Annotated in this window: 20 protein-coding genes; 11 read left to right on the top strand and 9 right to left on the bottom strand. The window is 69.1% G+C overall.

Going from position 1 to position 19174, the window contains the following annotated elements:
• The 4 genes from ACWDMM_RS11455 to ACWDMM_RS11440 all read left to right on the top strand — a co-directional run.
• Window positions 1–313: AMP-binding enzyme (locus tag ACWDMM_RS11455; RefSeq protein WP_449937162.1), on the top strand; the 313-nt coding region annotated here is incomplete at its 5' end.
• A 173-nt stretch (window positions 314–486) separates the two neighbouring features.
• The gene (gene nhaA, locus ACWDMM_RS11450; protein ID WP_357207138.1) at window positions 487–1788 is read left to right on the top strand and encodes a Na+/H+ antiporter NhaA; all 1302 of its coding nucleotides are present in this window, start codon (window positions 487–489) and stop codon (window positions 1786–1788) included.
• Between the two features lie 33 nt (window positions 1789–1821).
• The gene (locus tag ACWDMM_RS11445; protein WP_195079851.1) at window positions 1822–2328 is read left to right on the top strand and encodes a phage holin family protein; all 507 of its coding nucleotides are present in this window, start codon (window positions 1822–1824) and stop codon (window positions 2326–2328) included.
• Between the two features lie 45 nt (window positions 2329–2373).
• Window positions 2374–3309 carry an alpha/beta fold hydrolase gene (locus tag ACWDMM_RS11440; RefSeq protein ID WP_195079850.1) on the top strand — a complete coding sequence of 312 codons (936 nt, stop codon included), beginning with the start codon at window positions 2374–2376 and terminating at the stop codon, window positions 3307–3309.
• Window positions 3310–3480: 171 nt separating this feature from the next.
• Here the strand turns inward: ACWDMM_RS11440 and ACWDMM_RS11435 are convergent, their stop codons facing one another.
• The 4 genes from ACWDMM_RS11435 to nth form a co-directional block, all read right to left on the bottom strand.
• Window positions 3481–4674: a MarP family serine protease gene (locus ACWDMM_RS11435; protein WP_067799611.1), complete on the bottom strand. Its 1194-nt coding sequence runs from the start codon at window positions 4672–4674 to the stop codon at window positions 3481–3483.
• Entirely contained in the window at window positions 4671–5387 is a 717-nt protein-coding gene (locus ACWDMM_RS11430) for an NUDIX hydrolase (RefSeq protein ID WP_195079849.1), read from the bottom strand. Before ACWDMM_RS11430 ends, ACWDMM_RS11435 begins: the two co-directional genes overlap by 4 nt.
• A gap of 85 nt (window positions 5388–5472) precedes the next feature.
• Window positions 5473–6120, bottom strand: coding sequence for a TlpA family protein disulfide reductase (locus ACWDMM_RS11425; protein WP_449937158.1), 648 nt, complete (start codon window positions 6118–6120; stop codon window positions 5473–5475).
• Complete coding sequence (gene nth / locus ACWDMM_RS11420) at window positions 6117–6818, bottom strand: endonuclease III (protein WP_323124482.1); 702 nt, start codon at window positions 6816–6818, stop codon at window positions 6117–6119. The genes ACWDMM_RS11425 and nth overlap by 4 nt, the downstream gene beginning before the upstream one ends.
• Window positions 6819–7041: 223 nt before the next feature.
• Between nth and ACWDMM_RS11415 the strand changes: the two genes are divergently transcribed.
• Both ACWDMM_RS11415 and ACWDMM_RS11410 read left to right on the top strand, forming a co-directional pair.
• Complete coding sequence (locus ACWDMM_RS11415; RefSeq protein WP_067799616.1) at window positions 7042–7284, top strand: hypothetical protein; 243 nt, start codon at window positions 7042–7044, stop codon at window positions 7282–7284.
• Window positions 7285–7416: 132 nt separating this feature from the next.
• Window positions 7417–8091: a Crp/Fnr family transcriptional regulator gene (locus ACWDMM_RS11410; RefSeq protein ID WP_067799618.1), complete on the top strand. Its 675-nt coding sequence runs from the start codon at window positions 7417–7419 to the stop codon at window positions 8089–8091.
• Between the two features lie 63 nt (window positions 8092–8154).
• Here ACWDMM_RS11410 and ACWDMM_RS11405 read toward each other — a convergent pair whose 3' ends face one another.
• From ACWDMM_RS11405 to ACWDMM_RS11395, 3 genes are read right to left on the bottom strand one after another with little or no spacing between them, the layout of a single operon-like run.
• Window positions 8155–8946 (bottom strand): MBL fold metallo-hydrolase, encoded by a 792-nt coding sequence (locus ACWDMM_RS11405; protein WP_449937155.1) that lies wholly within the window; start codon window positions 8944–8946, stop codon window positions 8155–8157.
• Between the two features lie 39 nt (window positions 8947–8985).
• Window positions 8986–9444 (bottom strand): RidA family protein, encoded by a 459-nt coding sequence (locus ACWDMM_RS11400; protein ID WP_067799624.1) that lies wholly within the window; start codon window positions 9442–9444, stop codon window positions 8986–8988.
• A 17-nt stretch (window positions 9445–9461) separates the two neighbouring features.
• Window positions 9462–9623, bottom strand: a complete 162-nt coding sequence (locus ACWDMM_RS11395; RefSeq protein WP_085994820.1) for a DUF4177 domain-containing protein — start codon at window positions 9621–9623, stop codon at window positions 9462–9464.
• A 909-nt stretch (window positions 9624–10532) separates the two neighbouring features.
• Here ACWDMM_RS11395 and ACWDMM_RS11390 point away from each other — a divergent pair.
• Together ACWDMM_RS11390 and ACWDMM_RS11385 are read left to right on the top strand one after the other, a co-directional pair.
• Entirely contained in the window at window positions 10533–11528 is a 996-nt protein-coding gene (locus ACWDMM_RS11390; RefSeq protein WP_195079845.1) for an ArsA family ATPase, read from the top strand.
• A 61-nt stretch (window positions 11529–11589) separates the two neighbouring features.
• Window positions 11590–12729 carry an ArsA family ATPase gene (locus ACWDMM_RS11385; protein ID WP_195079844.1) on the top strand — a complete coding sequence of 380 codons (1140 nt, stop codon included), beginning with the start codon at window positions 11590–11592 and terminating at the stop codon, window positions 12727–12729.
• 94 nt (window positions 12730–12823) lie between these two features.
• Here ACWDMM_RS11385 and ACWDMM_RS11380 read toward each other — a convergent pair whose 3' ends face one another.
• Window positions 12824–13147, bottom strand: a complete 324-nt coding sequence (locus ACWDMM_RS11380) for a WhiB family transcriptional regulator (RefSeq protein WP_014981178.1) — start codon at window positions 13145–13147, stop codon at window positions 12824–12826.
• A 367-nt stretch (window positions 13148–13514) separates the two neighbouring features.
• On the opposite strand from ACWDMM_RS11380, the gene ACWDMM_RS11375 reads away from it, so the two are divergent.
• Window positions 13515–15881: a penicillin-binding protein gene (locus ACWDMM_RS11375; RefSeq protein WP_195079843.1), complete on the top strand. Its 2367-nt coding sequence runs from the start codon at window positions 13515–13517 to the stop codon at window positions 15879–15881.
• Between the two features lie 54 nt (window positions 15882–15935).
• Here the strand turns inward: ACWDMM_RS11375 and ACWDMM_RS11370 are convergent, their stop codons facing one another.
• On the bottom strand, window positions 15936–16400 hold the full coding sequence (locus ACWDMM_RS11370; RefSeq protein ID WP_195079842.1) for a GatB/YqeY domain-containing protein: 465 nt from the start codon (window positions 16398–16400) through the stop codon (window positions 15936–15938).
• A 133-nt stretch (window positions 16401–16533) separates the two neighbouring features.
• On the opposite strand from ACWDMM_RS11370, the gene ACWDMM_RS11365 reads away from it, so the two are divergent.
• The gene (locus ACWDMM_RS11365; RefSeq protein WP_357108483.1) at window positions 16534–17496 is read left to right on the top strand and encodes a metallophosphoesterase; all 963 of its coding nucleotides are present in this window, start codon (window positions 16534–16536) and stop codon (window positions 17494–17496) included.
• Window positions 17497–18020: 524 nt separating this feature from the next.
• Complete coding sequence (locus ACWDMM_RS11360; RefSeq protein ID WP_357206985.1) at window positions 18021–19118, top strand: hypothetical protein; 1098 nt, start codon at window positions 18021–18023, stop codon at window positions 19116–19118.
• Window positions 19119–19174 lie beyond the last annotated feature (56 nt).

Below are 19174 nucleotides of genomic sequence, written 5' to 3'. Positions count from 1 at the left end.
CGCCGAAGCCGCCGTCGTCGGCGCCACCGACCCCACCACCGGCCAAGGCATCGTCGCCTTCGTCATCCTCACAGCCGAAGCAAAAGATACGGGCAGCGCACTCATCGACGACCTCAAAACCGAAGTCGCCCGCGAAATCAGCCCCATCGCCAAACCCCGCGAAATCCACATCGTCCCCGAACTCCCCAAAACCCGCAGCGGCAAAATCATGCGCCGCCTCCTACGCGACGTCGCCGAAGGACGCGAACTCGGCGACACCTCCACCCTCGTCGACCCGAGCGTCTTCGAATCGATCCGAGCGGGCAAGAACTGACCGCACAGCACTGAACGCGGCCGGTGGCGGGATCCGTCACCGGCCGCGGCCGTTAAGATTGCCTAAGGTGTGCCGGGAAGTCTGGTCGGCGAGCGGTCGCGCACCCGTTCAGCCGACTCCGGTGGGGTGCCGCCTCCGCGTCCGCCCGACCACCGGCCGAAAGGTTTCCCGTGATCACGCAAGTGCGCTCGGAACTGTCCCGTTACCTCCGCACGGAAACCTTCGGCGGCGCACTGCTTCTGATCGCGGCGGCGATCGCGTTGCTGTGGGTGAACTCGCCCTGGGGTGCCAGTTATCTGACGGTCACCGAGACGGTCCTCGCCATACCGCCGCTGCACTTGGACCTGACCCTGGCCGAGTGGACCGAGGACGGTCTGCTCGCGGTGTTCTTCTTCGTCGCCGGGCTGGAACTCAAACGCGAACTGGTCGTCGGCGAACTCGCCGACCGCAGACGCGCCGCGCTTCCGGTGGTCGCCGCGGTCGGTGGCGTGCTGACTCCCGCGCTGATCGCGGCGGTGGTCGGGTTCGGGATACCCGGCATGGAGCGCGGCTGGGCCATCCCGGTCGCCACCGACATCGCGTTCGCGCTCGCCGTGCTCGCGCTGACCGGTTCCCGCATCCCGGCGGGCGCGCGGGTGTTCCTGCTCAGCCTCGCCGTGGTCGACGACCTGATGGCGATCATCCTGATCGCGGTGCTGTTCACCACCACGGTGTCGCTGCTGTGGCTGCTGGTCGCCGCAGGATGCTTCGCGGGGTGGGCGTCAGGGCAACGCGCCCGCATCCGCACACCGTTGCTCTATGTACCGCTGGCGCTGGTGTCCTGGTACGCGCTGCACGAGGCCGGTATCCACCCCACCTTGGCCGGCGTCGCGCTCGGCCTGCTCACCCGGGTGCGTCCGGATTCCGGGGAACCCGAAGCGCCCGCCACCCGGCTCGAGCACATCTTCCAACCGGTGTCGGCCGGATTGTGCGTTCCGCTGTTCGCCCTGTTCGCCGCGGGGGTCCCGTTCAATCCCACGGTTTTCGGCGATCTGTTCACCGATCGGCTCGCGCTGGCGGTCATGCTGGGCCTGCTGGTGGGCAAGCCACTGGGGATCTTCGGGATCAGTTGGCTGGCAATCCGCTCTGGCGTCGCGACGCGCCCCAGCGGTCTCGGCTGGCGGGACATGTTCGCCCTCTCGGTGCTGGGCGCGATCGGGTTCACGGTTAGCCTTCTCGTGGCGGAACTCGCGCTCACCGATGTCGCGGGCGAGTCGGCCGTCGAGTTGGCGAAGGCCGCCGTGTTGGTGACATCAATGGCGGCGTCGCTCGCCGGTTCGGCGCTACTGTTGCGGCGTGGGCGTGTCCACCAGGCTCGGCGGGACGCCCGTGCGCTACAACGTGAACAAGACGGCGGCGCGAGCGATCCGCCCGGAGGCGGTAGCCTGCGTGACCACGGAGGGCACCGGGAGCACCGCCGATCGAACGGGAGTTGAAGCAGTGCCGGGACAGGGAGAAGGGTCGACCAAGTGAGTTTCAACCACGGCGGTAACGGGAGCGACGCGCAGGGCGGTCGGACCGTCACCTCCATTCCCCTCACGGATGCCGATCCGCTCGGCAACGCCAGTTTCGGGACGCTGGTGCGCGACGCCGCCGAGCAGATGTCGACCCTGGTCCGCGCCGAGGTCGAACTGGCCAAGGCCGAGGTCACCGGCGAGATCAAGAAGGGCCTGCAGGGCAGCGTCTACTTCATCCTCGCGCTCACCGTGCTGCTGTTCAGCACGTTCTTCTTTTTCTTCTTCCTCGGCGAACTGCTCGATGTGTGGCTGGCGCGCTGGGCGGCCTTCCTGATCGTCTTCCTGCTGATGGTCGTGGCCACCGCGGTGCTGGCGTTCCTCGGCTACCGCAGGGTGAAGAAACTGCGCGCGCCGGAGAAGACGATCGATTCGCTCAAGCAGGCGCGCACGGTGCTGCCGCACGGCCTCGGCGCCGCCGCGCACGACGACCGCCTCGCGCTGGAGAAGCGGACTTCGTAGGCGCGCGTTCGCGAGCCGGTACGGCGGCTACTAGGCTCCATCGGCGTGTCGGCGAACTTGCTTCCGGATCCGTCCAGCGTCCGTTACGACGGACCGTGGACGCATCGGGACGTGCACGCCAACGGCATCCGATTCCACGTCGTCGACGCGGCGCCGGAGCGGTCCGATGCTCCGCTGGTCGTGTTGCTGCACGGCTTCGCGGACTTCTGGTGGTCCTGGCGGCACCAGCTCACCGGCCTGGCCGAACTCGGCTACCGCGCCGTGGCCGTCGACCTGCGCGGCTACGGCGACAGCGACAAGCCGCCGCGCGGATACGACGGCTGGACGCTCGCCGGTGACGTCGCCGGGCTGATCCGGGCGCTCGGCTACACCGAGGCGACGCTGGCCGGGCACGCCGAAGGCGGGCTGGTCTGCTGGACCACGGCGGTGCTGCATCCGCGGCTGGTCCGCTCGATCGCGCTGGTCGGCTCGCCGCATCCGTCCGCGCTCAAGAGCGCCGTGCTGCGCAACCGCCGCCAGCGCGCGGCCTGGCTGCCGAACTTCCTTCGCTACCAGCTGCCCCGGTACGGCGAGCACTTGCTGACCACCGACGACGGCTTCGAAGTGGAACGGCTGCTGCGCCAGCGGGTGAGCGCGGGATGGGCGGGCACCGAAGAATTCATCGACACCGCCCAGCGGATGCGGTCGGCGATCCGGATCCCCGGCGCCGCGCACTGCGCGCTGGAGTACCAGCGCTGGGCCTTCCGCAGCCAGTGGCGTCCGGACGGCCGCCGGTTCATGGCGACCATGCGTGAACCCGTCCGCATCCCGGTCCTGGCCATGCGCGGCGAATTGGACCCGTATGTGCTGCCGGGAACTTTCCGTCGCGACCCGCACCTTTCGCCGGAACGGCGGCTGGTGGGCATCCCGGCGGCCGGGCACTTCGCCCACCAGGAGAACCCGGACGCCGTGACCAAGCGACTGGCCGAACTCCTCGGCTGAACCCCTTCGCGATGCACTCCCGGCCGCTGGGTTCACGGCCGGGGTCGCAGCGATCCCCGCGTTCGCCGGTCGCTTACAGTCTCACTGCCGCCGAAGGAGTTACGCGGTATCAGCGCGACGCCACCGCACCATTCCAGTGGTACGGCCTGCCGTCGCGCTGAGCACCGCCGATCAGCTCAGCACGCACGCTCCGGTGGCCACCGGACCGTCGGAACGCTGCGAAGCGTCGAGTTCGGAGCGGATCTCGTTGAGCGTCAGCACATAACCGGTGTCGTTGTCGGTCACCGCGGCGCCGAAGACGACCCCCAGCACCTGCCCTTCGGTATCCACCAGCGGCCCACCGGAATTGCCCGCCTGCACCAGGCCGCGGACGGTGTACACCTCCCGCTTCACCGTTCCGTCGCGATAGATATTCGGTCCGGTCAGGTCCAGAGTCTCGCGAATCCGGGCCGCGCTGGCGGTGTACCGGCCACCACCCGGATAGCCGAGCACGATAGCGCTGTCGCCGGTACGAGCGGGTGACGGCGCCTGGGGCACGACCGGAGCGGTGAGGCCGGGCACCGAGAGCACCGCGACATCCGTGAACGGATCGAACAGCACCACCGACGCGGGCAGCGAGCCGTAGGCGGTGTCCACGTCGACACTGGTGGTGCCCGCGACGACGTGGGCGTTGGTCATCACGCGCTCCGGGGCGATCACGAAGCCCGAACCCTCCAGCGCCCGCTGGCAACTCGGCGCGACACCGCGGATGCGCAGCACACTCTGCTGCAGCGAGGCCGCGACCGGGCTGGCCAGCACGCTCGGATCGGGTGGTTCGACGGCGGCGATCGGCGCCCGCCCGAACGGTCCGATCACATCCGGCAGACCGGAGGTGTTGAGCAGTTTGGAGAATTCGTTGGGCAGCTTGCGCAGCCAGTTCGGCGCGACGTCGTTGACGTCGGCGAGCACCCGTGAGCCGTTGATCGCCGTGGCGATGGCCGGCTGCGACGACGTGGCGAGCGGCAACGCCAGCAACCAGGCGGTGACCAGCACGGCGACCGCCTGCAGCACCGCGCCGACCACGCTGTCCACGCTGCGGGTGAACGGATGACGCATGCCGCTGCGCGCGGCGCGCCCGAGCACCATGCCCGCGACCTCACCGACGATCACCAGCACCACGATCAGCAGCACGCCGGTGAGCACCCTGGTGCGGCCCTCGTCGACGTGCACCAGGATGTGCGGCGCGATCAGGATGCCCGCGACCGCGCCGAGCACCACGCCGAGGAAGGCGAGCGCGGACGCCACCGCGCCCTGCCGCCACCCCGACGAGGCGGCGAGCAGGGCCAGCAGCACGACGGCGATGTCGAGCCAGGCCGATGAGCTCATAACGTCATTCCTACGGCGGCGAGTGCGGTCTCCAGATCACGGACGTCATCGTGGTCCCACTCGCGATCCCAGCCGGAGGCCTTGCTGATCCCGGCGATGATGCCGCCGGTCAGGCCCCAGACCAGCATCCCGTCCACCTGAAACGCCGGGCTCTGATAACCGAGCGGACTGCGGACCAAGAAGCGGTTGGCCGGATCCAGCAGCTGCGCGAGCGGAACGCGCACCACCCGCTCGGTCTCGCTCTGGTCGACCACCCCCACCGCGCCCGGCGTGCGCCAATACGCGAGCACCGGCGTCACGTCGAATCGGGACGGCGGCACGAACAGCTTCGGCAGCACCGCGAACGGTTCCACGCCGGAACGGTCGAGCCCGGTCTCCTCGCACGCCTCCCGCAGCGCGGTATCGATCGGCCCGGCATCGCCCGGGTCCGCCGCGCCACCGGGGAAGGCCACCTGACCGCGATGCTGGCGCAGGGTCGAGGCGCGCTGGGTGAGCAGCACCTCCGCGTCGGCGGGCAGTCCGCCCGGCGCGTCCGGGTCCGGCTCCGGCGAGCCGCCGAACAGCACCAGCACCGCCGCTTGGCGCGGCTTCGAGGTCACGGTCATGGCGCGGCGCAGCGCACGCGCCCTGGTCAGGGTGTCGGCGCTGTCGGGGGCGGGTTCGGCCGAGCGGGTCAGCCATTCCGGGATGCCGGGGGGCATTTCGATGGTCATCGCACACCTCCCCCGCGCATTCGCCCACCGACCCGCGTGCACGCCCGCACCGTCACCTCCACCATCGATTCGTCCACCCGCATCGTCACGCGGCTACTCCGAGCTTGCCCGCGACGGTATTCGCGATGTCATCCACCCCGTCGAAAGCGCGCACCTCGACGCCGGCGATCGAGCCGTCGGCCCGCACCAGCACCGAGATCGGCAGCACCGCGGGGGCGCCGACGGCGGTGCGCACTCGCGCGTCGGCGTCGAGCACGCCGGGCAATCGAACGTCCAGTCCGCGCAGACGGGACAGTGCCTTGGCCTCATCAGGGTCGCTGTGCACGGTCAGCACCGTAATCGCGTTTCCGGCGCGTTGGGCGTATTGCTGCAAATACGGCAACTCCTCGGCGCACGGTGCGCACCAATAGGCCCAGAGGTTCAGCAGGGCGGGCTTGCCCGCCAGCGCGGCGGCCAGGTCGACCGGCCTGCCGTCGGCGAGACAGCTCAGCGTCATCCCGGACAACGGGCCGCTACCGGAGGCCGCGCCGCTCGGGCAGTCGGGCAGATGGGCCGCGGCGCGCAGGTCGGCGGAGACGCCGGAGGCTACGGAAGCGGGGTGTTGCTCCTGCGTCCGGTTGTCCCCGCCGCGCGGCCACACCGCGACCGCAAGCGCGACCACCACGATCAGACCGGCAAGCGCCCAGCGCCACGCATGTCCCGCTCTCCTTCGGCCCGAGGGCTCCGAACTCACCGGCCCACCAGCTCGAGCAGATGCTCCCGCTCCGGCCCCTTCACCAGCTTGGCCGCGGCTTCCGGATCGGTCGGCCCGATCCCGAACGACGGACAGTCCTTGGCCAGAACGCACGCGCCGCACGCAGGCTTGCGGGAATGGCAGACGCGTCGCCCGTGAAAGATCACCCGGTGCGAGAGCATCGTCCATTCCTTGCGCTCGATCAGCGCGCCGACGATGTGCTCGACCTTGACCGGGTCCTCTTCCTCGGTCCATCCCCAGCGGCGCACCAGGCGGCCGAAGTGGGTGTCGACCGTGATGCCAGGCACCCCGAACGCGTTCCCGAGGATGACATTGGCGGTCTTGCGCCCGATGCCGGGAAGCTGGACCAGTTCGGACAGGGTGTGAGGCAATTCACCGTCGTGACGTTCCAGCAACGCCTGGCCGAGTCCGATCAAAGAGGAGGTTTTGTTTCGGAAGAATCCGGTCGGCCGGATGTATTCCTCCAGCTCCGCCCGATTTGCCTCGGCATATGCACGCGCGTCCGGGTAGCGGGCGAACAGCGCGGGCGTGGTGAGGTTCACGCGCTCGTCGGTGCATTGCGCAGAAAGTATTGTCGCGACCGCCAATTCGAGCGGCGTGGTGAAATCCAGCTCACAGTGCGCGTCGGGGAAGGCGGTCGCCAGTTCCCGGTTCATCCGGCGCGCGCGGCGCACCAGCCCGAGCCGGGTTTCCGCCTGTCGCGCCCTTGTTTTCCGTTTCGGAGCCGCGGCGGCGACCGGCGGCGTTCCTGCGGGCTCGGAGCCGGGCGCAAGCCCGTTCCCGGAGGCGGTGGAGGGGGAGACACGCACGCGTCCACCATACGGAACCGCCGAACAACGTTGCCCTTCCAGTTCAGTTGCCGTGTTCCATCTGAGACCTCGACGGTGTTTACTGCTCGTCATGCAAGGACTCGCTGTGGTGCTCTTCCCAGTGGTGCTGATGCTGTTCGCACTGGGCATGGAGCGGGTCGAGAACCGGCTCCGCAAACTTCTCGAACCCGACGAAGAGGTTCAGCAGTACCTGGACAAGGCAAGCAACGCCGAGGTGAAGGAGCTGACGAAGCTCGGTCTGCCCGCCGCCGTTGCCCGGATGCGCAAGCGCCGCTCCCGCGGCGATGAGATGGATGTGGCCCGCGCGAGCTGATCCGGCGCGAGTGTCGCGCAATCCACTCGTTACGTGGTGTCCGTCACTACGCTGTAGTGACGCCGCGTAGACTGCGCTGTTGGCCGAGTCGCTTCGGTCCGGTACAGAGCCATTTCCCTAAGGAGCACATTCGTGGACGAGGCCCTCGCCAGAGCAGGCATCTTCCAGGGCGTCGAGCCCACTGCGGTGGCCGCCCTCGCCAAGCAACTTCAGCCGGTGGATTTCCCGCGCGGTCATGTCATCTTCAACGAGGGTGAGCCGGGTGACCGGCTGTACATCATCACGTCAGGCAAGGTGAAGATCGGACGCCGTTCGCCCGATGGGCGCGAGAATCTGCTGACCATCATGGGCCCGTCCGACATGTTCGGCGAGCTGTCCATCTTCGACCCCGGTCCGCGCACCTCCACCGCGACCACGGTGACCGAGGTGCGCGCGGTGACGATGGACCGCGACGCACTGAAGGGCTGGATCGATCAGCGGCCCGAGATCGCCGAGCAACTGCTCCGCGTCCTCGCCCGCCGCCTGCGCCGGACCAACAACAACCTGGCCGACCTGATCTTCACCGACGTGCCGGGCCGCGTCGCCAAGGCTCTGCTGCAGCTCGCACAGCGCTTCGGCACGCAGGAAGCGGGCGCGCTGCGGGTCACCCACGACCTGACCCAGGAGGAGATCGCCCAGCTGGTCGGCGCCTCCCGCGAGACCGTGAACAAGGCGCTCGCCGACTTCGCGCATCGCGGCTGGCTGCGGCTGGAGGGCAAGAGCGTGCTCATCTCCGACTCCGAGCGCTTGGCCCGCCGCGCCCGGTAACACTTCTACGACGAGAACGCAGGGTTCAGCGCTCCACTGAACCCGGCGTTCTCGTCGTTCCGGCTAGCCGTGCACGCGCAGGTAGTCCAGCTGCGCCTGCACCGAACTGCGCGCCGCGGGCCACAGCCGCTCGTCCACATCCGCGTACACGCGCCGGACGACCGCCATCGCGTCCGCGTCCGACCCGAGTATCCGCAGCGCCTCCCGCACCTGATCGAGACGCTCGTGCCGGTGCGCGATGTAATACCGAGCCACCGGCTCGAGATCCGGATGGTCCGGGCCGTGCGCGGGCAGCAGGGCCTTGCCATTGCCCGCTTCGACCAGCCGGTCCAACGAGGACAGATAATCGGCCAGCGCGCCGTCGCCCGGGCCGAGCACGGTGGTGCCCGCGCCGAGGATGGTGTCGCCGGTCAGCACCGCGTCGTCGAGGACGAAACTCACCGAGTCACCGGTGTGGCCCGGCGTCTCGAGCGCGGTGATCCGCAGTCCGGCAGCCTCGATCACCTCGCCGTCGGCGAAGGCGGCGGCCGAGCCGCGCAAGAAGCGGGAGTCCTTGGCGCGCACCGTTGTCCCGGTCAGTTCGACCAGTCGGTCGATGCCGCCGGTGTGGTCGTGATGGTGGTGGGTGATCAGGGTGAGAGCGACCCGGCCGCCGGTGGCCTCCGCGATCGCGGCGCTGTGCGACTCGTCCTCCGGGCCCGGGTCGATCACCACACAGTCCGACCGCCCCGGCGCGCGCAGGATCCAGGTGTTGGTTCCCTCCAAGGTCATCTGGCCCGGATTGGCGGCCAGCAGCACCGCCGCCGTCTCGGTGACCTGCCGCAGTTGCCCGTAGGCGGGGTGTGTCAACGTCATCGCAAAACCTCGGGTAGGAACGGAGCCGACAGTTCCGGTCTAGCGCACCTCGGCGATCAGTTCGACCTCGACCGGAGTGTTGCGCGGAAGCTCGGACACGCCGACAGCCGAGCGCGCGTGCTTGCCCGCGTCACCGAACACCTGACCGAGGAACTCCGACGCCCCGTTGATCACCACCGGCTGGTCGCCGAATCCCGGTGCCGAGGCGACGAATCCGACCACCTTCACGATCCGCACCACCGCGTCCAGCCCGACCAGGTCGTGCACCGCGGCCAGCGCGTTCAGCGCGCACAACCGGGCGGCTTCCTTGGCCGCCTCCACCGAAACCTCCGCGCCGACCTTGCCGACCGCGGACAGCTCGCCGTTCACGAACGGCAGCTGACCGGAGGTGTAGACGAGCGACCCCGTGCGGATCGCGGGAATATAGGCCGCGACCGGGGCCGCGACCGGGGGCAGGGTGATTCCGAGCTCGGCGAGGTTCTTCTCCCACTGGGTCACTGCGTCACCCTCCTTCGCTACTTGGGCCGCTTGAGATAGGCGACGTGCTGCTCACCGGTCGGACCGGGCAGCACGGTGACCAGCTCCCAGCCGTCGGCTCCCCACTGATCGAGAATCTGCTTCGTCGCATGCGTCAGCAGCGGCACGGTCGCGTACTCCCACAAGGTCGTGTCACTCATGTGGTGAGCGTAGCTGTGTCTGATTTGCAGCGCCTTCGGCGCTGCGTGTTCGCGGCCCCTTTGTGGCTCGCGTTTGCGCGACTGCCGCTTGCTCCTTCGTCGCGTACGCGGCGGCCGCTCGAACGCGAGCCGGGCCGCGAACGGAACAGGCTCGGTCTCGCTTCGCTCGAAACCTGTGGTCAGGGTGCGCTGGGCACGTCGGCGGTGAGCGCTCGCCCTGGCGTTTGCCTCACGGAGTGACCGGGTCCGGCTCTACCGGCGCGCCAGCGCAGAACCAGGCACGCTTCACCCGAAACCCGGGGTGGCGGGCGCTCAGCACGCAGGCGGTGAGCGCTCGCCCTGGTGTTCACCTCCGACGGTGACTGGGTCCGCTCTTCCGCGCGTAGGCGCAGGGGTTCGGGCTCGTTTCGCTCGAGACGGTGGTGCGGTGCACTGGGCGCATGGGAGGAAATCGCGCTGTCGGAGGTTTCGCGGTTTCCCTCGGGGTCGGCGGGCGCATCCCTCGGTGTCATCCGGACACGGCGGCCGTGCGGTGTCCGAGGCGCGCTGCGAGGAGCGAAGATCGTTTCGCCCTGGCGGACCAACCGTTGCCCAGGCCTCCGCAGGCGCGGCAGTCGGGCGAATTCGACCGCACCGCGAACGAGCACGGTCGGTCTCGCCCGGCTCGGCGGCGTCGGATTGATCACTGGCTGCCGCCCACGTATCACCCCCGCCGAATCCGTGGTTCGGTTGCTGATTTCGCACGGTGATCGGGGACTTCGGCGGGTGGGCTCGCAACTCGTGGCGGGGGTCGGGAACCGCTTGGGGATCAGCCCGTCTGGTACGGCCTGTGCCCGGCGGCGGCGAACCAGTTATAGGCTCGCGATCGTGGGAGTACCAACTGCAGTGCCGCTTTCGGAGGAGCCCGGAATGGGCGCAAGGTGGCCGAAGCGCGCTGAACAGGCCCGTTTGCACTACGTCTCCGGTAAGGGCGGCACGGGCAAGTCGACGGTTGCCGCAGCGCTGGCGCTCGCCCTTGCCGCGGGCGGGCGACGGGTGCTGTTGGTCGAGGTGGAGAGCAGGCAATCGATCGCGCAACTGTTCGATCTGCCGCCGCTGCCGCCGACCGAGACACGGATCGCCACCGCGGACGGCGGCGGCGAGGTGGTCGCGCTGGCGCTGGACATCGAGCACGCCTTCCTCGAATACCTCGACATGTTCTACAACCTCGGCTTCGCGGGCCGCGCGATGCGCAGGATGGGCGCGATCGAGTTCGTCACCACGATCGCGCCCGGTCTGCGCGACGTCATCCTGACCGGCAAGATCAAGGAGTGCGCGGTCCGGGTGGACAAGTCCGGTAAGCGCGTCTACGACGAGATCGTGGTCGACGCACCGCCCACCGGCCGGATCGCGGGCTTTCTCGACGTCACCAAGGCAATGGCCGAGGTGGCCAAGGGCGGGCCGATCGCCTCGCAGGCCGAGGGTGTCTCGCAGCTGCTGCACTCCGACCAGACCATGATTCACCTGGTCACGCTGCTGGAGGCGCTGCCGGTGCAGGAGACGGCCGACGCCGTCGCCGAACTCACGGCCGCGGACCTGCGCATCGGCACCGTCATCGTGAACCGGGCGACCGAGGGCCAGCTCCCGCCCGAGCTGCGCGCCAGGGCCGCTCAGGGTGATCTGGACGCCGACGCCATCCGCGCCGGCCTGGACGCCGCGGGGATCAGCCTCCCCGACAGCGACTTCCAGGGGCTGCTCACCGAAACGATCGAGCACTCCGCCACTCTGCAAGCACAGGACGACAGCGCCGAGGAACTGGCGAAGGTCGACATCTCCCGGCTCTACCTGCCCGCCCTTCCCGACGGGATGGACCTGGGCGGGCTGTACGAACTAGCCGAACACCTCACCGCACAGGGAGTCCGATGAGCGAGCGAACCATCGACACAGCCACGCCCGTGGTCCTGTCGGAGCCGAGCGAGGCGCGGGCATGAGCACGCCGGCCCATCCCCTAGCTGCCCCCCTGGACATCTCGGGGATCATCGCCGACCCATCCGCGCGGGTGGTGGTCTGCTGCGGCTCCGGCGGCGTCGGCAAGACGACCACCGCCGCCGCCATCGCGTTGCGCGCCGCCGAACAGGGGCGCAAGGTCGTGGTGCTCACCATCGACCCGGCGCGCAGGCTGGCTCAGTCACTGGGCGTCGCCGACCTCGGCAACAACCCGCAGCGGGTGGCGCTGGGCCCGGAAGCCAAAGGCGAACTGCACGCGATGATGCTCAACATGCGCCGCACGTTCGACGACATGGTGCTCGAGCACACCAGCGGGGAGAAGGCGGCGCAGATCTTCGCCAACCCCTTCTATCAGACGGTCGCCTCGTCCTTCGGCGGCACCCAGGAATACATGGCGATGGAGAAGCTGGGCCAGCTGGCCCAGCGCGGCGAATGGGACCTGATCGTGGTCGACACCCCGCCGTCGCGCAACGCCCTCGACTTCCTGGACGCTCCCAAACGACTCGGCAACTTCCTCAACGGCCGGATGATCCGGGTGATCATGGCTCCGGGCCGCGGCGTGACCCGGCTCGTGACCGGCGCGATGAGCCTGGCGGTGCGCGGTGTGTCCACCGTCGTCGGTGGCCAGATGCTCAAGGACGCGTCGAACTTCCTGCAATCCTTGGAGTCGCTGTTCGGAGGCTTCCAGGAACGGGCCGAGCGGACCTTCGCGATGCTGTCGAAGCCGGGCACGCACTTCATCGTGGTGGCCGCGCCGGAACCGGACGCGCTGCGCGAGGCCTCGTTCTTCGTCGACCGCCTCTCCACCGAGCGCATGCCGCTGGCGGGGCTGGTGCTCAACCGCACCCACCCCGTGCTGAGCTCCCTGCCCGCCGATCACGCGCTCACCGCCGCCGACCAGGTGGCGGACTCCGATCCGCTCACCGCGGCGGTGTTGCGGGTGCACGCCCGGCGGGTCGCCACCGACAAGCGCGAACAGCATCTGCTGCACCGGTTCACCGGCGCGCATCCGCGGGTGCCGATCGTGTCGGTCACCGCGCTTCCGTTCGAAGTGTCCGACCTCGACGCGCTGCGCGCCGTCGGCGATCAGCTGACCGGCACGGCACGCGCGACCGCCTGATACTTAGGCGTATCCGCTATTGGTCGGACGGAAATAACAGTCCTGAAACGAAACTGAGCCCGCTTGCGCGGGCTCTGTTTCGACGTCGCCGGGCCTACATCGCCACCTGATGCTGGCGCTGGGCCTGGAAGAAATCGGCCCACGAGGTCACTTCCGGATGCTGCTTCAACAGGGCGCGACGCTGCCGTTCCGTCATGCCGCCCCACACACCGAACTCGACGCGATTGTCCAGCGCGTCGGCACCACACTGCATGAGCACCGGGCAGTGCCTGCAGATCGTCGCCGCTTTGCGCTGCGCCGCGCCGCGGACGAACAACTGATCGGGATCCACTTCCTTGCATCGGGCCTGGGCTACCCAGGCGATCCTCGCTTCGGCCTGCTCCACGTCCAATCGAGCGATGGGGGTTGTCATGTGCATTTGGTGTGCCCCTTTGCAGTCCGAACACCGGGTCAACGGCGCTCCAGAATCGCGTTGTCACCACGCAGCACCCAAACCCCGCTGCGAAGTGCACCACATTCCACTTTGAGTGTTAGCTCTATCACACTGGGTTCTCAATCTAGGTAAAGGTATGGCGCTTGCGCAAGACCACCTCGAGATTTTTTGGTACGTCCGTCCATGCAAAGCCCGGCGCGCACTGGACGGGCAGGCAGATTGCGTGCGGGCCCTCTTGCGACACGCCGTGCGCGATCGCGCGACACGCCCATTCCGGCTCGTGAACAACCAGTTCCGCGCTTCGGACAAATGCCGCCAAGAACGCCGGAATGGCAACCCGTAGTCTTGATTCGTGCCGATCACACATACGCTCGCGCGGCTGGCCGGTAGCTGCGTGCTTGCCTCCGTGCTCGTCGCCGGGTTGTTGTTCCCGCTCGCCGGCGGCTTCGGGTTCGTCTCCAACCGCGCCGCCGACGCCGTCGACAACGTCTCCTCGGAGCTGGTCGAGGGAACGGTGCCCGCGGTGTCGACCATGGTCGACGCGGCGGGCAATCCGATCGCCTGGCTGTACGAGCAGCGCCGATTCGAGGTTCCGAGCGACCGGATCTCCAACGACATGAAACTGGCGATCGTGTCCATCGAGGACCGCCGCTTCGCCGAGCACGAGGGCGTCGACTGGCAGGGCACGCTACGCGCGTTTCTCACCAACTCCGCCAGCGGCGAGGTCCAGCAGGGCGCCTCGACCCTGGACCAGCAGTACGTGAAGAACTTCCAGCTGCTCGTGGTCGCCAAGACCGACGCCGAGCGCCGCGCCGCCATCGAGACCACTCCGGCCCGCAAGATCCGGGAGATCCGGATGGCGCTGACGCTGGACCGCGAGCTGACCAAGGACGAGATCCTCACCAGGTACCTCAACCTCGTCCCGTTCGGTAACTCGTCCTACGGCATCCAGGACGCGGCGAAGACCTACTTCGGCGTCGACGCGGCCGATCTGAACGTCTCGCAGGCCGCGATGCTCGCGGGCATGGTGCAGAGCTCATCCAAGCTGAACCCCTACACCAATCCCGACGGCGTGCTGGCCAGGCGCAACACGGTGCTGGACACCATGATCCAGAACATCCCCAGCCGCGCCGACGAGTTCCGCGAGGCGAAGACCAAGCCGCTGGGCGTGCTGCCGGAGCCCAAGGGCTTGCCGCGCGGCTGCATCGCGGCCAACGACCGCGGCTTCTTCTGCGACTACGCGCTGCAGTACCTGGCCAACGCCGGGATCAGCCGCGAACAGATCGAGAAGGGCGGCTACCTGATCAAGACCACCCTCGATCCGGCCGTGCAGGACTCGGTGAAGCGCGCGGTGACCGACGCGGCGAACCCGAACCTGGACAACATCGCGGAAGTCATGTCCGTGGTGGGGCCTGGTCAGGACACCCACCCGGTGCTCGCGATGGCGAGCAGCCGCACCTACGGCCTGAACCGGGACGCGAACGAGACCGTGCAACCGCAGCCGTACTCCATGGTCGGCGACGGCGCGGGGTCGATCTTCAAGATCTTCACCACCGCGGCGGCCATGGAGAAGGGGCTCGGCATCGACGCCCAGCTCGACGTGCCCGGCCGGTTCGAGGCGAAGGGCATGGGTAACGGCGGCGCCCGCGGATGCCCGCCCGCCACCTACTGCGTGGAGAACGCGGGCCGGTACAAGTCGCCCATGTCGGTGACCGAGGCGCTGGCGACCTCGCCGAACACCGCGTTCGTCAAGCTGATCCAGGCCGTCGGCGTCACCCCGACCGTCGACATGGCGGTGCGGCTCGGCATGCGCTCGTTCACCGAGGCGGGCACCTCCGGTCACGGCAACCAGAGCCTGGCCGACATGATCAAGGAACAGAACCTCGGCTCGTTCACCCTGGGGCCGGTCGCGATCAATCCCCTCGAGCTGTCCAACGTCGCGGCGACATTGGGCTCCGGCGGCCGGTGGTGCCCGCCGAACCCGATCAAGGAGGTCGTCGACCGCCAGGGCAAGCAGGTGCCGCTGACCCAGCAGGCCTGCGAACAGGTCGTCGAGCCCGGCCTGGCCAACACCCTGGCCAACGCCATGAGCAAGGACGACACTTCCGGCACGGCGGCGGGCGCGGCCCAGTCGGTGGGCTGGAACTATCCGATGTCGGGCAAGACCGGTACCACCGAGAGCCACCGCTCCTCGGCCTTCCTCGGTTTCACGAACGCGCTGGCCGCCGCCGTCTACGCCTACGGCGACAGCCCCACCCCGGGTGAGATCTGCTCGTTCCCGCTGCGCAACTGCGGCGACGGCAACCTGTTCGGCGGTAACGAACCCGCGCGCACCTGGTTCAACGCGATCAAACCGGTGATACCGCTGTTCCCGCCGCCCGTGTTGCCCCCGCTGGACAACAAGTACGTGCGCGGCGCGAACAACGCGCAGGTACCGGATGTCGTCGGCATGACACAGGGTGAGGCCACCGCGGCGCTGGTCGCCGCGGGCTTCCAGGTGTCGCCGGTGACCGGGGCGGGCGATCGCCCCAAGGGGACCGTCATGGGCACCGCGCCCAACGGGTCGGCGATCCCCGGTTCGGTGATCACGCTGTACATCAGCGACGGCACCGTCCGGGCCGCGCCGCCGCCGGGGCCGCCCCCGCCGCCGCCGGGCATCCCGGGGCTGCCCGTGCCGCGGCTGCCACCGATCCCCATCCCGATCCCGATCCCACGCTGAGCAAGCAAAGGGGCCGCGAACCGTACGGTTCGCGGCCCCTTTCGCGTCGCCGTCCTACAGCCGCGCCTTCACCGCGGCCGAGATGCGCGAGCCGTCGGCCTTGCCCTGGGCCAGCCCGGTGGCGATCTTCATGACCTGACCCATCTGGCGCATGCCGGGACGCTCGCCGATCTCCTCGGCGACCTGCGCGATGGCGGTGTCGGCGAGATCGGCGACCTCGGCGTCGGTGAGCTGGGTCGGCAGGTACTCCTCGATGATCTGCGCCTCGGCGCGCTCGTTCGCCGCCAGTTCGCCGCGCCCGGCCTGCGTGTAGACCTCGGCGGATTCGCTGCGCTTCTTCGACTCCTTCTGCAGCACGGAGACCACCTCGGCGTCGGTGAGTTCACGGGCCTGCGAGCCGGCGACCTCGGCGTTCTGGATCGCCGACAGCAGCATCCGCAACGTGGAAAGGCGCAGCGTGTCCTTGGCTTTCATCGCGGCGGTGAGGTCCGCTCGCAGCTGCGATTTGAGTTCCGACATGCCGCTCACGGTAGCCGCTCGGGCACGGCGGTCCCACTACATTTGCCGCGCGGCCCGATTTCCCGCCGGAAAAACGGGCGCCTGTGCGGAAACACACTCGGCGGTCCTGCGCGAGGTCACCTATGCTGGGCAAATGCCCGTGATCTCGACCTCTGCTGTACGCACGACCGCGCTGGGAGCCGCCGGGGCCGCGGTGGCCGGAATCGGCTACGCCTCGCTGGTCGAACGCAACGCCTTCGTCCTACGGGAAGCGACCATGCCCGTGCTGGCGCCGGGGTCGTCGTCGCTGCGGGTGCTCCACATCAGTGATCTGCACATGATGCCGGGCCAGAAACTCAAGCAGCAATGGCTGCGGGAACTGGACCGGCTCGAGCCCGATCTGGTGATCAACACCGGCGACAATCTCTCGCACCAGAAGTCGGTGCCCGCGGTAGTCCAGGCCCTCGGCGGGTTGCTCTCCCGTCCGGGCCTTTTCGTTTTCGGCAGCAACGACTACTTCGCGCCGGTGGCGAAGAACCCGCTGAAGTACTTCAAGAAGGATCACCGCCGCACCTACGGCGCCCCGCTGCCGTGGAAGGACCTGCGCGCCGCCTTCACCGAACGCGGCTGGCTCGATCTGACGCACGTACGCCGCGACCTGGAAGTGGCGGGCATCCGCATCGCCACCGCAGGCGTCGACGATCCGCACTTGCAGCGCGACCGGTACGACACTGTCGCCGGCGCTCCGAACCCGTTGGCCGACCTGCGGCTCGGCCTCACCCACTCCCCCGAACCCCGTGTGCTGGACCGCTTCGCCGAGGACGGGTACGACTTGGTCCTCGCCGGGCACACGCACGGCGGCCAGTTGTGCCTGCCCGGCTACGGCGCCCTGGTCACCAACTGCGGGATCGACCGATCCCGGGTGAAAGGGCCGTCGAAGTGGGGGGCGCACACCCAGTTGCACGTCTCCGCGGGTGTCGGCACCTCGCCGTGGGCGCCGTACCGATTCTGCTGCCGCCCCGAGGCGACCCTGTTGACGCTGGTGGCCGCGCCGCCGAAGCGTCCGGGAGCCGACACGGGCCACGGAGTGTCGGCATCGGAGGCCGTCGCCCGCTAATGTCCCCTGCCGAGACGTGTGGCAGGTAGGGGACAACTGTGAGTGGATTCGACGACCGGCGCGACCCGACTACTCCGGGAGGGCCCGCCGGGCCGCCGACTCCTCGGCAACAACCCTTCCGCGCGTTGCGTTCCGTCCCTACCCCGCCGGACGATGACGACCGCGCTCGGCCACCGCACGGCGGAGCGCATCCGGGCCGAACCGGTGACTCGGGACGCCCTACCGGCACACCGTGGCAGCGGGGCGACCGGTCTTCCGGGCCGGCCCCTGGGCAGCAGCCTCCGGACTCGACCGAGAACGGCGCGATGTCCCAGTGGTGGCAGCCCGACCCGGCCACGCAGTGGCAGCCGTATCAAGAGCCGGCGCCAACGCTTCAGTGGCAACCCGGCTGGCAGAGCGACCCGGCGCTGGGTTGGTCCCCGGACGGCGGTTCGCCGTCGGGCACGCGGGACGATCCGACCATGCTCGCCCCCTCGCCGGGACGTCCCGCGCAACCCGGGTCGCCGGGCCGCGATGATCCCACCATGCTGGCCCAGTCTCTGGGACACACACCTCCCGGGCAGTGGCCACCACAGGCCCAGCCCGGTACCGGCGGACGCAACGATCCGACCATGCTCGGCCAACCGCTCGGCGCGCTCGACCAGCCCGTCCCCTTCGGTCGCGGGAGACCGGGTCCCACACCGGCGCAGAACGATTCGGCGCCGACCTTGCTCGGCTATCCGAGCGCCGATCGGTTCGGTCAACCGGCGCAAACCCCGCAGTGGCAGCCGGTCGGCGGGTCCGGGCCGTACGGCACCGCGCCGGACAGCCGGCACCAGCCGGGCTACGGTCCACAGGCGGGCGGACCGCCGCCGCACAGGCCCGGCGGGAGCGGAAAGGTCATCCTGTCGGTCGGACTCGCGGTGCTGCTGGTAGCCGGTCTCGTGGCCGGTGCGGTGGTCCTCAGCCGGATGAAGACGAACGATCCCGCGCAGCAGACCGCGCCGTCGATGGTGAACGCGCTCGGCACGACCACAGCGGGCGCGCCCGCGCGGACCACGACCAGATCCGCCCCGACGACCACCGCACGGGGTTCCGGCGACAAGAATCCGGTCGTCCCCGGTTATCAGGTCGTCCGGGCGCCCGACAGCGGCGCCGCCTACGACGTGCCCGCCGACTGGACGGTCGCGCCGCCGGGCACGATCGGCGGCTTCGGCGAGCCACCGAACGCGGTCGCGGGCAAGGGCTTGGCCAGCGAGGGCAAGGGTTACTGCCCCGGCTCGACCCGGACCGTAGCCTTCCTGACCGGCTCGAACACCGCCGACCCGGGAAAGGCGGCCACCGAACTGGGCACGAGAACCGCCACACTCGCCTACAAAGGAACGACCGGCGGCACAGCCGGCCTGCCCATGCCGCTGGCATCGCTGGACGGATCGCAACACGGCATGTTCGTGGAGACCAAGGGCACCGTCTCCGACGCCAAGCCCGGCTGCGCGAAGGCTTACTCCATCTACACCGCCGCCTTCCCCAACGACCAGGGGAATTTCGTCATGGTGATCGCCGCCGACACGGGTGTCCCGCACGCACTCGACGCCGAGACCGCCAAGCGCATCTTCACCAGCATCCGACCCCTCGAAGGGTGACTGACCTGCCGGTTTAACGTCTCGGGCACCCCTGTTGTAAGCTACTCCAGGTCCAC

The organism is Nocardia sp. NPDC003726, from assembly GCF_053586955.1.
The sequence above is the reverse complement of the archived record's forward strand: the minus strand, read 5'-3'. Positions and strand labels throughout refer to the sequence as shown.

Excerpts from the sequence above, each read along its gene's own strand:
- ACWDMM_RS11435 (WP_067799611.1), bottom strand. The coding sequence starts at position 4,674 with ATGAGCTCATCGGCCTGGCTCGACATCGCCGTCGTGCTGCTGGCCCTG.
- ACWDMM_RS11430 (WP_195079849.1), bottom strand. The coding sequence starts at position 5,387 with ATGACCATCGAAATGCCCCCCGGCATCCCGGAATGGCTGACCCGCTCG.
- ACWDMM_RS11415 (WP_067799616.1), top strand. The coding sequence starts at position 7,042 with ATGCAAGGACTCGCTGTGGTGCTCTTCCCAGTGGTGCTGATGCTGTTC.
- ACWDMM_RS11405 (WP_449937155.1), bottom strand. The coding sequence starts at position 8,946 with ATGACGTTGACACACCCCGCCTACGGGCAACTGCGGCAGGTCACCGAG.
- ACWDMM_RS11395 (WP_085994820.1), bottom strand. The coding sequence starts at position 9,623 with ATGAGTGACACGACCTTGTGGGAGTACGCGACCGTGCCGCTGCTGACG.
- ACWDMM_RS11390 (WP_195079845.1), top strand. The coding sequence starts at position 10,533 with ATGGGCGCAAGGTGGCCGAAGCGCGCTGAACAGGCCCGTTTGCACTAC.
- ACWDMM_RS11385 (WP_195079844.1), top strand. The coding sequence starts at position 11,590 with ATGAGCACGCCGGCCCATCCCCTAGCTGCCCCCCTGGACATCTCGGGG.
- ACWDMM_RS11380 (WP_014981178.1), bottom strand. The coding sequence starts at position 13,147 with ATGCACATGACAACCCCCATCGCTCGATTGGACGTGGAGCAGGCCGAA.
- ACWDMM_RS11370 (WP_195079842.1), bottom strand. The coding sequence starts at position 16,400 with ATGTCGGAACTCAAATCGCAGCTGCGAGCGGACCTCACCGCCGCGATG.
- ACWDMM_RS11365 (WP_357108483.1), top strand. The coding sequence starts at position 16,534 with ATGCCCGTGATCTCGACCTCTGCTGTACGCACGACCGCGCTGGGAGCC.
- ACWDMM_RS11360 (WP_357206985.1), top strand. The coding sequence starts at position 18,021 with ATGCTGGCCCAGTCTCTGGGACACACACCTCCCGGGCAGTGGCCACCA.